This window comes from Streptomyces sp. 184 (assembly GCF_045781775.1).
In the GTDB taxonomy this organism is placed as follows: domain Bacteria; phylum Actinomycetota; class Actinomycetes; order Streptomycetales; family Streptomycetaceae; genus Streptomyces.
Genome location: NZ_CP123230.1, coordinates 991,904 through 1,006,524 on the forward strand (window position 1 = coordinate 991,904; position 14,621 = coordinate 1,006,524).

Here is a 14,621-nt window from a genome sequence, read left to right on the forward strand (position 1 = left end):
GTATCCACAGGCGAGGGGGCGGTGTCAGTGCCGTGCGGCAAGGTGGTTTCCGCAGTCACCGCGGCGGTAGCGACGGCGGCTGCGACCGAGTCGGCGAGGAGGGGACGATGACGACCACGACAGGGGCAGGCGCGGCCATCGGGGGCACCGCTGAGGCGGGGCGGTCCGCGGAGCCCGGGGGCGGCGCGGCGACCGCGGGTGCGGGGGGCGCCGAGGCGTCCGAGGACGTCGCTCTTCGGCCACACGCCGAAGACGCCTTCGCGCATGAGCTGGCGGCCCTCGCCGCCGCGGACGACCGGCCCCGGCCGCAGCGCTGGCGGCTGTCGCCGTGGGCGGTGTCCACGTATCTGCTGGGCGGCACGCTCCCGGACGGCACGGCCATCACACCCAAGTACGTCGGCCCGCGCCGGATCGTGGAGGTCGCTGTCGCCACGCTGGCGACGGACCGGGCGCTGCTGCTCCTCGGCGTGCCCGGCACCGCGAAGACCTGGGTCTCTGAGCACCTGGCCGCCGCCGTCAGCGGCGACTCCACGCTGCTCGTGCAGGGCACGGCGGGCACACCGGAGGAGGCGATCCGGTACGGGTGGAACTACGCGCAGTTGCTCGCCAACGGCCCGAGCCGGGAGGCGCTGGTGCCCAGCCCGGTCATGCGGGCGATGGCGGAGGGGATGACGGCGCGGGTCGAGGAGCTGACCCGGATCCCGGCCGACGTGCAGGACTCGCTCATCACGATCCTGTCGGAGAAGACGCTGCCGATCGCGGAGCTGGGCGAAGAGGTCCAGGCGGTCCGGGGGTTCAACGTCATCGCGACCGCCAACGACCGCGACCGCGGGATCAACGAGCTGTCGAGCGCGCTGCGCCGCCGCTTCAACACGGTGGTGCTGCCGCTGCCGGCGTCCCCCGAGGACGAGGTCGGCATCGTCACGCAGCGCGTCGCGCAGATCGGCGCCTCGCTCCAGCTCCCGCCGGTCCCGGAGGCGGTCGAGGAGATCCGCCGGGTCGTCACGGTCTTCCGCGAGCTGCGCGACGGGCAGACGGCCGACGGCCGGACGAAGGTGAAGTCCCCGTCCGGGACGCTGTCGACGGCCGAGGCGATATCCGTGGTCACCGGCGGCCTCGCGCTGGCCGCGCACTTCGGGGACGGGGTGCTGCGCGCGAGCGACGTGGCGGCGGGCGTCCAGAGCGCCGTGGTCCGCGACCCGGCGGCCGACGGTGTGGTCTGGCAGGAGTACCTGGAGACGGTCGTGCGCGAGCGCGCGGGCTGGAAGGACTTCTACCGCGCGTGCCGCGAGGTCACGGCGTGACGATGCCCGGTGCGGTGCGCCGCGGCCGGGTGCGGACGGCGGAACGGGAGGGCGGAGGGGGCGTGGAGGTGCGGGACGTAAAAGAAAGAGGAGTAAAAGAAAGAGGAGGGGGAGCAGGGGGAGGAGAGAGTGAAGGAGTCGGCGAGAAGGGCGGGGGCGGCGCGGGGGTGCGGGTAGCGGACGCGGCCTATGCGGGCGGGGAGTTCGCCGGCGCGGAGTTCACTGGCTCGGAGTACGCGGGCGGGGGAGCCGCGGCCGGGGGAGCCGCGGGGCGCGTGGCGGGCCGTGCGGAGTACGTGGCCGGGGGAGTCGCGGGGGATGCAGCGGGAAGAGGTGCGGAGCGCGCGGCCGGGGGAGCCGCGGAGTACGGGGCCGGGAGTGCCGGGGGCATGGAGGGGGAGCGGGCCGTGGTCGGTGCGGAGGAGGTGCGTCGGCCGCGCGGCGCCGCGGGCGCGGCGACCGTCGAGCCGCTGCTGCTCGGCGTGCGGCACCACGGTCCGGGCTCGGCGCGCGGGGTGGCGGCGGCGCTGGACGCGTACCGCCCGCGGGCCGTGCTCATCGAGGGCCCCCCGGAGGCGGACGCGATCGTCGGGCTGGCCGGAGACGAGGACATGCGACCGCCCGTGGCGTTGCTCGCCCACGCCGTGGACGAGCCTGCGCGGGCGGCGTTCTGGCCGCTGGCGCACTTCTCGCCGGAGTGGGTCGCGATCCGCTGGGCGCTGCGCCACGACGTCCCGGTCCGCTTCATCGACCTCCCCGCCACCCACACCCTCGCGATGGCCGGCCCCGGGCAACTGGCCCCGGGTGCGCCGGAAGAAGCAGGCGCGCCGGACGAGGGGACGCCGAGCGACGCGGACGAAGCGGGGGGAGGGGAACGGGCGCTCGACGCCGAGGCGCTGCGCATCGATCCGCTCGCGGTCCTCGCGGAGGCCGCCGGCTACGACGACCCGGAGAGGTGGTGGGAGGACGCGATCGAGCACCGCATGCCGCACGGCGCCGCGCCCGCCGCGGAGCCGGGCGGTCCCCCCGGCCCGGACCTCTCCGGCGCCGGTGGCGGCGAGGTGGCCGAGCCCTTCGCCGCGTTGGGCGAGGCGATGGGTGCGCTGCGGGAGCGGTACGGAGACGGGGGGCACGACCGCGACCTCGTGCGCGAGGCGCACATGCGGCTGCGGCTGCGCGAGGCGCGGCGCGAGTTCGGCGTGCAGGTCGCCGTGGTCTGCGGCGCGTGGCACGTGCCCGCGCTGCGGGCCCGTACCACCGTCACCGCCGACCGCCGGCTCCTCAAGGGCCTGCCCAAGGTCAGGACCGAGGTGGCCTGGGTGCCGTGGACCCACCGGCGGCTCGCCCGCCGGAGCGGCTACGGCGCGGGCATCGAATCCCCCGGCTGGTACGCGCATCTCTTCGAAGTCCCGGACCGGCCCATCGAGCGCTGGTTGATCAAGGTCGCCGGCCTGCTGCGCGCCGAGGGCCGGACCATCTCGTCGGCGCACGTCATCGAGGCCGTGCGGCTCGCCACCGCGCTGGCGACGATGCGGGGCCGCCCGCTCGCCGGGCTCGCCGAGACGCTGGACGCCGTACGGGCCGTGATGTGCGACGGCTCCGAGGTGCCGCTGGCGCTCGTAGCCGACCGGCTCGTCGTCGGCGACGCGCTCGGCGAGGTGCCGGACTCGGCCCCCGCCGTGCCGCTCCAGCGCGATCTGGCCCGTACGCAGAAGGCGTTGCGGCTCAAGCCCGCGGCCGAGGAGCGCGAACTCCAGCTCGACCTGCGCAAGGAGACCGACGCGGGGCGCAGCCGGCTGCTGCACCGGCTGCGGCTGCTCGGCGTCGACTGGGGCGTGCCCGCGGTCTCCCGGGCGAGCACCGGCACGTTCCGCGAGACGTGGAGCCTGCGGTGGGAGCCGGATCTGGCCGTACGGGTGGTGGAGGCGGCGCTCTGGGGCACGACGGTCCTCGCGGCGGCCACCGCGAAGGCCGAGTACGAGGCGGCGCAGGCCGGTTCGCTGGCGCAGGTGACGGCGCTGGCCGAGCAGTGCCTGCTCGCCGAGCTGACCGAGGCCCTGCCGGTCGCCATGCAGGCGCTCGCGGACCGCGCCGCACTCGACACGGACGTCGGCCACCTCGCGCAGGCGCTCCCGGCGCTGGCCCGGTCCGTCCGCTACGGCGACGTCCGCGGCACGGAGACCGCGGCGCTGGCGGAGGTCGCGACGGGCCTGGCCGACCGGATCTTCGTCGGCCTCCCCGGTGCCTGCGTGGGGCTCGACGCGGACGGGGCACAGGAGATGCGCACGCACGTCGACGCGGTGCACGGCGCGGTGGCCCTGCTGGACACGGCCCCGCCGCCGCAGCGGCCCGAGGACGCGGGCACGTCGGCGGGTGCCCAGGACGCGGCCCCCGCGGCGGCCGGCTCCGGGGAGACGGGTTCGCTGCGGGGGCGGTGGGCCGCCGCGCTGCGGGCGCTGGGCAGCCGGGACACCGTGCCCGGGCTCATCCGCGGCCGGGCCGTGCGGCTGCTCCTCGACGGCGGCCGGATGCCGGCCCGCGAGGCGGAGCGGGTCATGGGCCTCGCCCTGTCGCACGCCGTGCCGCCCGCCGACGCCGCCGCGTGGGTCGAGGGCTTCCTCGGCGGCGACGGCGGCATGCTCCTCGTGCACGACGAGCGGCTGCTCGCGCTGGTCGACGGCTGGCTGACCGGACTGGCCGGCGACGCCTTCACGGACGTACTGCCGCTGCTGCGGCGGACGTTCGCCGAGTACGAGCCGGGAGCGCGGCGCGCCCTCGGCGAGCTGGTACGCCGCGGCGCCTCCGCCGCGGGCCCGGCGGAGCCGGAGGGCCTGCCCGGCTTCGCCGACGAGGTCGACGCCGACCGCGCCGCCGCCGTCCTGCCCACGCTCCGCACGCTGCTGGGCGGCGGGGAGGGACGCCCGTGACCCCGCTGCCCGATGCCAACGGACGCAGGTCCGCGACGACTTCACCGCACCCCCGCTCTCCAGACGAGGAGACCCCGATGCCCGCACCCAGCCCCCGCCCCCACCCGGCCGCTCCCGCCGCCCCCGCCTCCGAGCGGCTGCGGCGGTGGCGGCTCGTGCTCGGGGCCGAGGGGGGCGGGGACGGGACCGGGCAGGCGTTGGGCGGGGACGACGCCGGCATGGACCGTACGCTCGCCGCGCTCTACGGCGCCCCCGACGGGGGCGGCGGCGGTCGGCGGCGGGCCGGGCTCGGGGGGTCCGCGCCGCAGGTCGCGCGGTGGCTCGGGGACGTGCGGACGTACTTCCCCACCCCCGTCGTCCAGGTCATGCAGCGCGACGCCATCGACCGCCTCGGCATCGCCTCGCTCCTCCTGGAGCCCGAGATGCTGGCCGCCGTCGAGCCCGACGTGCACCTCGTCGGCACGCTGCTCACCCTCGCCAAGGCCATGCCCGACGAGGCCCGCGAGACCGCCCGCACCGTCGTCCGCCAGGTCACCGACGACCTGGAGCGCAAGCTCGCCGCCCGCACCCGCGCCACCCTCACCGGCGCCCTCGACCGCGCCGCCCGCGTGCAGCGGCCCCGCCACCGCGACATCGACTGGGACCGCACCATCCGCGCCAACCTCAAGCACTACGTCCCCGAGCACCGCACGGTCGTCCCCGAGCGCCTCGTGGGCTACGCGCGCGCCGCCCGCTCCGTGCGCAAGGAAGTCGTCCTCGCCATCGACCAGTCCGGCTCCATGGCCGCCTCCGTCGTCTACGCCTCCGTCTTCGGCGCCGTCCTCGCGTCGATGCGCTCCCTCGCCACCCGCCTCGTCGCCTTCGACACCGCGGTCGTCGACCTCACCGACCAGCTCAGCGACCCCGTGGACGTGCTCTTCGGCACCCAGCTCGGCGGCGGTACGGACATCAACAGGGCGCTGGCGTACTGCCAGCAGCGCATCACCCGCCCCGCCGACACGGTGGTCGTGCTCATCAGCGACCTGTACGAGGGCGGCATACGCCAGGAGATGCTGAAGCGGGTCGCCGCGATGAAGGCGTCGGGTGTGCAGTTCGTCGCGCTCCTGGCGCTCTCCGACGAGGGTGCGCCCGCGTACGACCGTGATCATGCCGCCGCGCTCGCCGCCCTCGGCGCACCCGCGTTCGCCTGTACGCCCGAGCTGTTCCCCGAGGTGATGGCGGCGGCTCTGGAGGGCCGCCCGCTGCCCGTGCCCGCGGCGACCTGAGAAGCAGCGTGAGAAGCGGCGTGAGCGGGGACGTGAGCAGTCCCCCGTGCCCCATCCGTACCCGCTCACACGGGAACCCGCACCTGTGACCGTTCTCACCGCGCCGGGGTGACCCCGAATTTATGCCGCGCTGTCAGGCAGGGCTAATCTGCAAGACGACCCTGCCATTACAACGCGACACGACTGAATCACAAGGGACGGACGCGCGTGGATCTGTTCGAGTACCAGGCGAGGGATCTCTTCGCCAAGCATGGTGTACCGGTGCTGGCCGGCGAAGTCATCGACACGCCCGAGGCGGCGCGCCAGGTGACCACGGAGCTCGGCGGTCGCGCCGTCGTCAAGGCTCAGGTCAAGGTCGGCGGCCGGGGCAAGGCGGGCGGCGTGAAGCTCGCGTCGGACCCCGAGGACGCCGTCGTGAAGGCCGGCCAGATTCTGGGCATGGACATCAAGGGGCACACGGTCCACAAGGTGATGCTCGCCCAGACCGCGGACATCGCCGACGAGTACTACGTGTCGTATCTCCTCGACCGCGCCAACCGCACCTTCCTCGCCATGGCCTCCGTCGAGGGCGGCATGGACATCGAGGAGGTCGCGGCCACCAAGCCCGAGGCGCTGGCCAAGATCCCCGTGGACGCGAACGAGGGCGTGACCGACGCCAAGGCCCGCGAGATCGTCACGGCCGCGCGCTTCCCCGCCGAGATCACCGACCAGGTCGTCGAGGTCCTGAAGACGCTGTGGACGGTCTTCGTCAAGGAAGACGCCCTCCTGGTCGAGGTCAACCCGCTGGTCAAGACCGCCGACGGCACGGTCCTGGCGCTGGACGGCAAGGTGTCGCTGGACGAGAACGCCGAGTTCCGCCAGCCCGACCACGCCGCTTTCGAGGACAAGGCCGCCGCGAACCCGCTGGAGGCCGCGGCCAAGGCCAAGGGCCTCAACTACGTGAAGCTCGACGGCCAGGTCGGCATCATCGGCAACGGCGCGGGTCTGGTGATGTCCACCCTCGACGTCGTCGCGTACGCGGGCGAGAAGCACAGCGGCGTCAAGCCCGCCAACTTCCTCGACATCGGCGGCGGCGCCTCCGCCGACGTGATGGCCAACGGCCTGGAGATCATCCTCGGCGACCCGGACGTCCGGTCCGTCTTCGTCAACGTCTTCGGCGGCATCACCGCGTGCGACGCGGTCGCCAACGGCATCGTGCAGGCCCTCGAACTGCTCAAGGGCAAGGGCGAGGACGTCTCGAAGCCGCTGGTCGTACGGCTCGACGGCAACAACGCCGAGCTGGGCCGCAAGATCCTCAGCGACGCGAACCACCCGCTCGTCGAGCAGGTGGACACGATGGACGGCGCCGCCGACCGCGCCGCCGAACTGGCCGCCAAGTAACCCCGGGACGACAGCCGAACGCAGAACGCAGACAGGACAGAGGACAGAAGAAAACCATGGCTATCTTCCTCACCAAGGACTCCAAGGTCATCGTCCAGGGCATGACCGGCTCGGAGGGCCAGAAGCACACGCGGCGGATGCTCGCGTCCGGCGCCAACGTCGTCGGCGGGGTCAACCCCCGCAAGGCGGGCCAGAAGGTCGACTTCGACGGCACCGAGATCCCGGTGTTCGGGTCGGTCCAGGAGGCCATCGACACCACCGGCGCGGACGTCACCGTCATCTTCGTTCCGGAGAAGTTCACCAAGTCCGCCGTGATCGAGGCCATCGACGCCGAGATCCCGCTTGCTGTGGTCATCACCGAGGGCATCGCGGTCCACGACACGGCCGCCTTCTGGGCGTACGCGGGCGCGAAGGGCAACAAGACGCGCATCATCGGCCCCAACTGCCCGGGTCTGATCACCCCCGGTCAGTCCAACGCCGGCATCATCCCCGCGGACATCACCAAGCCCGGCCGGATCGGCCTGGTGTCGAAGTCCGGCACGCTGACGTACCAGATGATGTACGAGCTGCGCGACATCGGCTTCTCCACCTGCGTCGGCATCGGCGGCGACCCGGTGATCGGCACCACGCACATCGACGCGCTCGAAGCCTTCGAGGCCGACCCCGACACCGACCTGATCGTGATGATCGGCGAGATCGGCGGCGACGCCGAGGAGCGGGCCGCGGACTACATCAAGGCCAACGTCACCAAGCCCGTCGTCGGCTACGTCGCCGGCTTCACCGCCCCCGAGGGCAAGACGATGGGCCACGCCGGCGCCATCGTCTCCGGCTCCTCCGGCACCGCCCAGGCCAAGAAGGAAGCCCTGGAGGCCGCGGGCGTGAAGGTCGGCAAGACGCCGTCGGAGACGGCGCGGCTGGCCCGCGAGGTGCTGGCGGGCTGACGCCCCCGCACCACGGTTTGCGGTACGGAACGGGAGCGGGCCCGCCCCTGAGGGGGCGGGCCCGCTCCGGCGTGTCCGGGGTCAGCGGCCGTCAACGCGGTGCGCCGCGGGCGGGTGGCCCGGACGGGTGACCCCGGCGCCGGACGGCGGCGCGGCCGGTGACGCGGCCGGCGGCGGCGCGCCGGACGGCCGGACCGGGCGGGGCGCGGCGGGCGGGCCCCGGTCCGGTACGGCGACCGTGCCGTGTCCGGGTGCGTTCGGTGCGAGGGACCCCGGCGCGGGCGGCGGGCCGGGGCCCGGTGCCGGCGGCCAGACGGTGCGGCTGGTCATCCAGGACGGCACCGGGGGCGCGGCCCTGTCGCGGGTCTGGATCTCCTCCACGGCGCTGACGACCGCGGCGGTGAGGAAGATGGCGGCGGCGAGCAGGGCGTAGCGGCGCAACTGGCGGTCCGTGCGGCGCTCGCTGCGGTGGCGGGCGGCGCCCGGGGGCAGGGTGCGTATCGGCTGCGCGGCGGCGAACCGCCGCAGCCGGGCGCGCAGCGCCTCGGCCCGTTCGCGCGGCGGGAGGTCCCGCAGCTCGGGTACGGCGTCGGCCAGCGCCTCGTGCGCGTGGGTCAGCCGCCCGGCCGCGGCCAGGGTGCTGGCCTCCAGTTCGGCGGCGGCCTCGGGCAGGTCGAGCCCGACGACGTCGTAGACCACGACGGCGCTGCGGTACGACTCGGGCAGCGCGCGCAGCGCCGCGAAGAGCCGCCGGTCCGCCGCCTCCCCGTACGCCTCGTCCTCGTACGGCTCCTTGGCGCGCCGCCGCCGGCCCGTCGCCAGGCGCCTGCGCCGCCGGGCGCGGAGCCACTCCCAGGGCGCCTGCGCGTACGCGAAGGCCGCGGCCCGCACCCAGCCCGGCGGATCCCGGTCGGAGGCCACCTCGGGCCACCGCTCCCACGCCAGGTGGAAGGCGTGCTCGACGGCTTCGCGGGTCAGGGCGTGATCGCCGGTCAGGAGGTAGGTGTGCCGGGTGACGTCGGCGGCGCTGCGCTGGTAGAGCGCGTCGTACGCGGCCGCCGCGGCGTCGGCGGTGGCGTCGGCGGCCGCCGCGTAGGCGCGCGCGGCGGCGGCCCGCCGGCCGGCGCGGTACGCCCTGTTCCCGTACGCTCCGACCCGGTGCGCCCGGCCGCCGGCCGCCCGGTTCCTGGGCGTCCCGCCGGACAGCCCGAGCCCGTACACCCCGGCCCCGCCACCGGTCCCGCCACCAGTCCCGGTCCCCGCCACGCCGCCCGCGACCGGGATCTCCTGCGTGTCGTCCAGCTCCGCCGACCGCCCCCGCCCATGCTCCCGTACGCGCCCCTGTCCGCGCCGTCTCCGGCGCCTCTCGCGTGGCCCGAGCGGCGCGAGCGGCGATATGTCAGGGTCCATATCGTCATCGTGGCCAACACGACGGGCAAACGCTCGTTACCAGGGCGAAACGGGTGTATTTGGCAGCATGGCGGCCGTGAGCCAATTGACCGACCTCGCCCCGTCGTTCTCTTCCCGGCACCGGGCCCGTGGCGCCCGGGGCGCCCGCGGCGCCGCCGTCGCCGCCGCGCTGGCGAGCGGGTTCCTCGCCGCCGGCCTCGGCCTGGGCTTTCTCGCCGTGTTCGTGCTGCTGCTGTGGATCACGTCCCCGTACCCCGACAGCGGCCCGGGCGCCGCCCTGCGCATCGTCGCCGACCTGTGGCTTCTCGCCCACGGCGCCGATCTCGTACGCACCGAGACCCGCACCGGCGCCTCCGCCCCCGTCGGGCTCACGCCGCTGCTGCTCACGGTGCTGCCCGTGTTCCTCCTGCACCGCGCCGCGCGCGACGCGCTCACCCCGCAGGACAGCCGGCCGCAGCTCACGCCGCTGGCCACCGGCGCGTGGGTGGCCTGCGGCTATCTCGCGGTCGCCGGTGGCGTGACCGGGTACGCGCTGGCCGGGCCGCTGCAAGCGGCGCCGCTCAGCGTCGCGCTCGTGGTGCCGCTGACGGTGGCGGCGGCCACCGCCGCCGGGGTGTGGTCCGCGGCCGGGACGCCCGCCGTGCTGCTGCCCCGCCGCTGGCACCCCGAGGCAGCCGACGCCCGGGCCGGGGCGGCGCCGCGCGCGGAGGCCGCGGCGCGGGCCGGCGCGGCGGGGGTCGTCGCGCTGCTGGGCGGCGGCGCGCTGCTGTGCGGGGTCGCCCTGGTCATGCACGCGGCCGTGGCGCAGGAGCACTTCCTGTCGCTCTCCACGACGGTCTCCGGCCGGTTCGGCGTCTTCCTCCTCGCCGTCGCGCTGCTGCCGAACGCCGCGATGTGGGCGGCGGCGTATGGCCTGGGGCCCGGGTTCGCCGTCGGGGCGGGGAGCACCGTGGCGCCGCTGGGCGCCGCCGGCTACCCCGTGCAGCCCGCCTTCCCGCTGCTCGCCGCGGTGCCGGGGGAGGGCCCTGGCGGGCCGCTGACCTGGGCTGTCGCAGCGGTGCCGGTGGTGGCGGGGATCGTCGTCGGGAGCTTCGCGGGGCGGGCCGCCGCACCGACGGTGGGGGAGCGGGGGCAGAGCTGGCGGTGGTGGCCCACGGTGGAGGTGACGGCGCTGGCGGCGCTGGTCTGCGGCGCGGGCACGGCGGCGCTGGCGTGGCTCGCCGGCGGTCCGCTCGGTACGGAGACGCTGGCGGACTTCGGCCCGGTGTGGTGGCAGGCCGGCGGTGCGGCGGTGGTGTGGACGGCGGTGGCCGGGGCACCGGTGGCGCTCACGGTACGGGCCGTCCGGCTGCGCGGCGCGGCACCGCTGCCGGTGGCGGCGCCGGGCCGGCCCATGCGGGCGCGTCGGCGGTGGGGCCGGCAGGGCTGGCCGCTGTGGGAGCCGCGCTCGCGGCTGGCGGAGGAGTGGCAGGAGGACCCGGGCGGCGACTGACGCCGCACAAACTCCGCCCGCGCAAACTCCGCCCGCACACCCTCGGCCCGTGAGCCCTCGGCCCGTGGGCCCGGCCCGTACGCACCGTGCCCGGGCGCGCCGCCGCGGGCGCCCGGGCACGTACACGACCGCTTCGCGGCCGGTGGCCTCAGTCGCGCTCGAAGAACGTCCGCAGCGGCTTGGGCAGTTCGTTGCTGCAATGGTCCTTCGACGCCTCCGTCAGCGCGTCGCTGCGGCAGTTGAAGTAGTCCCGGTACGCGATCTGCACCGAGAACCCGATGAGCACGATGGACAGCGTGATGCCCGCCGCCACGATGCCGGTGATCGCCGCCGTGGTGTGCGGCCGGCCGCCCTTCGCCTGGCGCTGGACGGGCTGGCCGAAGGCGTCGGTGCCGCCGGCGTTGCCGTTGCGGCCGTTGCCGCCGGCCGCGTTGCCCGGCTGCGCCCGGGACTTGCCGCGCAGCGCGTCGATGCCCCAGTAGAGCGCGAGCGCGCCGAGGAGCAGCGCCAGCGGCCACCAGTTGAACAGGGCGAAGAAGAAGCCCCACATGCCGGCGAGCAGCGCGTACCGCGAGCGCCGCTGCACCGGGTCGGTCGGGTCCCAGCGCAGATTGCCGCCCGGCCCGTCGCCCTTGCCGTTCTTCCGGTCCGGGCCCTGCCCGTCGCCGGAGCCGCCGGGGCCCTGCCCGGGCCCCGGGTCCTGCGGGCCGCCCGGCCCGCCGGGGCCCGGCTGGCCCTGGTCGCCGCCGCCCCAACTGCCGTGCCCGGGGGGCGGCTGGTGGCTGCTCCACTGGTTGCCCCACGGGGGCGGCGGCTGGTCCTGCCCACCGTTCTGCCCGTTGCCCTGCCCGCCCTGCTGGCCGTTGCCCTGATCGCCCTGCTGCCCGTTGCCCGGGCCGCCGTCCTGCTGCCCGCCCTGCTGGCCGCCGTCACCGGGCGGCCCCTGCGGACCCTGCGGCGGAGGCCCCTGCGGCGGCGCACCTTGCGGCCCCGGCCCGTGGCGCGGCATGCCCTGCGGCGGAGCGCCGTAGGGCCCCGGCCCGTACGCGGGCGGCGCGTCCTGCGGCTGCGGCGGCGCGCCCGGCGCCGGCCCCGCTCCGCCCGGCGCCTCCGGCCCGCCGCCCTCCGGCGGCGGCGCCGCCTCGGCGTCCGACGGCGGCCGGGCGTCGCGGTACGCGACGCCGCCCTGTCCGGGCACAAGCACGTCCCGGGGCGCGCCGAACCGCCCACGGGACGGCGAGGGGGCCCCGGCCGATGCGGGGACGGGGCGTCGGAGGGCCGCGCTGCGGCGTCGGTCCGGCTGCATCTGGACGGCGTCGTCTCCTCAGGTCGTCTGCCCGCTCGGCCGGGGCGCGTACGCGGGCGCGCGTAACTGCTACCGGAGACGCTACCCCGCCCGGCCTGCCGAGGCCCCGCCAGGGGACGCCCGGTATGGTGGCAGACGTCCGCCGCCCCTCCCCGGGACCCCTGGCACCCCAGGTTCCCGCGGCCCGTACGGACACACAATCGCCCGCCGAAGAGAGATCCCTCGTGGTTCCGCATGCGCCCGCCCGCCTCGTCGTGCTCGTCTCCGGCTCCGGTACGAACCTTCAGGCCCTGCTCGACGCCGTCGCCGAGCGGGGGGCGGACGCCTACGGCGCCGAGGTCGTCGCGGTCGGCGCCGACCGCACCGCCGAGGCCGGCGCCGCCGGGCTGCTGCGCGCGGAGCGCGCCGGGCTGCCGGCGTTCGTCTGCCGGGTCCCGGACTTCGCCACCCGCGCCGAGTGGGACCGGGCGCTGACCGAGGCCACCGCCGCGTACGAGCCCGACCTCGTGGTCTCGGCCGGGTTCATGAAGATCGTGGGGAAGGAGTTCCTGGCCCGCTTCGGCGGCCGGTTCGTCAACACCCACCCCGCGCTGCTCCCCAGCTTTCCCGGCGCCCACGCCGTACGCGACGCGCTCGCGTACGGCGTCAAGGTCACCGGGTGCACCGTCCACTTCGTCGACGAAGGCGTCGACACCGGCCCGATCATCGCGCAGGGCGCGGTCGAGGTCCGCGAGGCGGACCACCGGGACGGGGGCGAAGCGCTGCACGAGCGCATCAAGGCAGTCGAACGCCGGCTGCTCGTGGACGTCGTGGGCCGGCTGGCCCGGGACGGCTACCGCGTCGAAGATCGGAAGGTTCGGTTCGGTGAGTGATACAGGGTCCGCGAGCAAGGCGGGTTCCGCGTCCGAGGAGTCCGCGTCCCAGGGTTCAGCGTCCCAGGAGTCCGCGTCCGCCGCTGGCACCCGGCGGCCGGTGCGCCGCGCGCTGGTCAGCGTCTACGACAAGACCGGCCTGGAGGAGCTGGCCCGCGGGCTGCACGAGACCGGGGTCGCGCTCGTCTCCACCGGCTCGACCGCCGCGCGCATCGCGGCGGCCGGGGTGCCGGTGACGAAGGTCGAGGAGCTGACCGGCTTCCCCGAGTGCCTGGACGGCCGGGTGAAGACGCTGCACCCGCGGGTGCACGCCGGCCTCCTCGCCGACCTGCGCCTCGACGACCACCGGCGCCAGCTCGCTGAGCTGGGCGTCGAGCCGTTCGAGCTGCTGGTGAGCAACCTCTACCCGTTCGCGGAGACCGTCGCCTCCGGCGCCTCGCCCGACGAGTGCGTGGAGCAGATCGACATCGGCGGCCCCTCGATGGTCCGCGGCGCGGCGAAGAACCACCCGTCGGTCGCCGTCGTCGTGAACCCGGCGCGCTACGACGAGGTGCTCAAGGCCGTCGCCGACGGCGGCTTCGACCTGGCGCAGCGCAAGCGGCTCGCGGCGGAGGCGTTCCAGCACACGGCGGCGTACGACGTGGCCGTGGCCAACTGGTTCGCCGGCGACTACGCTCCCGCCGACGACGGCCCGCAGGACTTCGTCGGCGCCGCGTACACCCGCCTGAACCCCCTGCGCTACGGCGAGAACCCGCACCAGGCCGCGGCCCTCTACACCGACGGCTCCGGCACCGGCCTGCCCGGCGCCGAGCAGGTGCACGGCAAGGAGATGTCGTACAACAACTACGTCGACACCGAGGCCGCCCGCCGCGCCGCGCACGACCACGAGCGCCCCTGCGTCGCCATCATCAAGCACGCCAACCCCTGCGGCATCGCAGTCGGCGACGACGTCGCCGAGGCGCACCGCAAGGCGCACGCCTGCGACCCCGTGTCCGCGTACGGCGGCGTCATCGCCGTCAACCGGCCCGTGTCCAGGGAGCTGGCGGAGCAGGTCGCGGAGATCTTCACCGAGGTCATCGTGGCGCCGGCGTACGAGGACGGGGCGCTGGAGGCGCTGACGCGCAAGAAGAACATCCGCATCCTGCGCAGCCCCGGAGTGCCGCGGCGGGCGCGGGAGTTCCGGCCGGTCGACGGCGGGCTGCTGGCGCAGGACCGGGACGTCTTCCAGGCCGCGGGCGACGACCCGGCCAACTGGACGCTGGCCGCGGGCGAGGCGCTGGACGCGGCGGGCCTGGCGGACCTGGCGTTCGCCTGGCGGGCGTGCCGCGCGGTGAAGTCCAACGCGATCCTGCTGGCGAAGGACGGCGCCACCGTGGGTGTCGGCATGGGGCAGGTCAACCGCGTCGACTCGGCGCGGCTCGCCGTGCAGCGCGCGGGCGCGGAGCGCACGGCCGGGGCGTACGCCGCCTCGGACGCCTTCTTCCCGTTCCCCGACGGGCTGGAGGTGCTGCTCGCCGCGGGCGTACGGGCCGTGGTGCAGCCGGGCGGCTCGATCCGCGACGAGCAGGTGGTCGAGGCCGCGAAGAAGGCCGGCGTGACCATGTACCTCACGGGCGCGCGGCACTTCTACCACTGAGGTCCACGGAGGTCCGCCGGTACGTACGACAGGAGCCCCGCCTTCGCCGGCGGGGCTCCTGTCGTAGGTCACGAAGGTCGTGTCACGG

Annotated in this window: 10 protein-coding genes; 8 read left to right on the top strand and 2 right to left on the bottom strand. The window is 75.7% G+C overall.

Annotation, left to right across the window (positions count from 1 at the left end):
- Positions 1 to 107: 107 nt before the first annotated feature.
- From QBL21_RS04410 to sucD, 5 genes are all read left to right on the top strand, one after another.
- On the top strand, positions 108 to 1,304 hold the full coding sequence (locus QBL21_RS04410) for an AAA family ATPase (protein WP_407560648.1): 1,197 nt from the start codon (positions 108 to 110) through the stop codon (positions 1,302 to 1,304).
- 389 nt (positions 1,305 to 1,693) lie between these two features.
- A complete protein-coding gene (locus QBL21_RS04415) occupies positions 1,694 to 4,231 on the top strand; it encodes a DUF5682 family protein (protein WP_407560649.1) in 2,538 nt (845 codons plus the stop codon).
- Positions 4,232 to 4,308: 77 nt separating this feature from the next.
- On the top strand, positions 4,309 to 5,496 hold the full coding sequence (locus tag QBL21_RS04420; protein WP_407560650.1) for a VWA domain-containing protein: 1,188 nt from the start codon (positions 4,309 to 4,311) through the stop codon (positions 5,494 to 5,496).
- A 207-nt stretch (positions 5,497 to 5,703) separates the two neighbouring features.
- Entirely contained in the window at positions 5,704 to 6,876 is a 1,173-nt protein-coding gene (sucC, locus tag QBL21_RS04425; protein WP_407560651.1) for an ADP-forming succinate--CoA ligase subunit beta, read from the top strand.
- A gap of 56 nt (positions 6,877 to 6,932) precedes the next feature.
- Positions 6,933 to 7,817, top strand: a complete 885-nt coding sequence (gene sucD, locus QBL21_RS04430) for a succinate--CoA ligase subunit alpha (protein WP_407560652.1) — start codon at positions 6,933 to 6,935, stop codon at positions 7,815 to 7,817.
- An 81-nt stretch (positions 7,818 to 7,898) separates the two neighbouring features.
- On the opposite strand, the gene QBL21_RS04435 is transcribed toward sucD, so the two are convergent.
- On the bottom strand, positions 7,899 to 9,227 hold the full coding sequence (locus tag QBL21_RS04435; protein WP_407560653.1) for an RNA polymerase sigma factor: 1,329 nt from the start codon (positions 9,225 to 9,227) through the stop codon (positions 7,899 to 7,901).
- A gap of 76 nt (positions 9,228 to 9,303) precedes the next feature.
- Here QBL21_RS04435 and QBL21_RS04440 point away from each other — a divergent pair, with 76 nt between their 5' ends.
- Positions 9,304 to 10,719: a DUF6350 family protein gene (locus QBL21_RS04440; protein WP_407560654.1), complete on the top strand. Its 1,416-nt coding sequence runs from the start codon at positions 9,304 to 9,306 to the stop codon at positions 10,717 to 10,719.
- Positions 10,720 to 10,867: 148 nt separating this feature from the next.
- Here QBL21_RS04440 and QBL21_RS04445 read toward each other — a convergent pair whose 3' ends face one another.
- A complete protein-coding gene (locus QBL21_RS04445; RefSeq protein ID WP_407560655.1) occupies positions 10,868 to 11,917 on the bottom strand; it encodes a hypothetical protein in 1,050 nt (349 codons plus the stop codon).
- A 332-nt stretch (positions 11,918 to 12,249) separates the two neighbouring features.
- Here QBL21_RS04445 and purN point away from each other — a divergent pair, with 332 nt between their 5' ends.
- A complete protein-coding gene (purN, locus tag QBL21_RS04450) occupies positions 12,250 to 12,897 on the top strand; it encodes a phosphoribosylglycinamide formyltransferase (protein ID WP_407560656.1) in 648 nt (215 codons plus the stop codon).
- Positions 12,898 to 12,997: 100 nt separating this feature from the next.
- Positions 12,998 to 14,533, top strand: a complete 1,536-nt coding sequence (gene purH / locus QBL21_RS04455) for a bifunctional phosphoribosylaminoimidazolecarboxamide formyltransferase/IMP cyclohydrolase (RefSeq protein WP_407566302.1) — start codon at positions 12,998 to 13,000, stop codon at positions 14,531 to 14,533.
- The last annotated feature ends 88 nt before the right edge of the window (positions 14,534 to 14,621 follow it).

Coding starts and splice junctions, on each gene's coding strand:
- QBL21_RS04410 (WP_407560648.1), top strand. CDS start 108: ATGACGACCACGACAGGGGCAGGCGCGGCCATCGGGGGCACCGCTGAG.
- QBL21_RS04415 (WP_407560649.1), top strand. CDS start 1,694: ATGGAGGGGGAGCGGGCCGTGGTCGGTGCGGAGGAGGTGCGTCGGCCG.
- QBL21_RS04420 (WP_407560650.1), top strand. CDS start 4,309: ATGCCCGCACCCAGCCCCCGCCCCCACCCGGCCGCTCCCGCCGCCCCC.
- sucD (WP_407560652.1), top strand. CDS start 6,933: ATGGCTATCTTCCTCACCAAGGACTCCAAGGTCATCGTCCAGGGCATG.
- QBL21_RS04435 (WP_407560653.1), bottom strand. CDS start 9,227: ATGGACCCTGACATATCGCCGCTCGCGCCGCTCGGGCCACGCGAGAGG.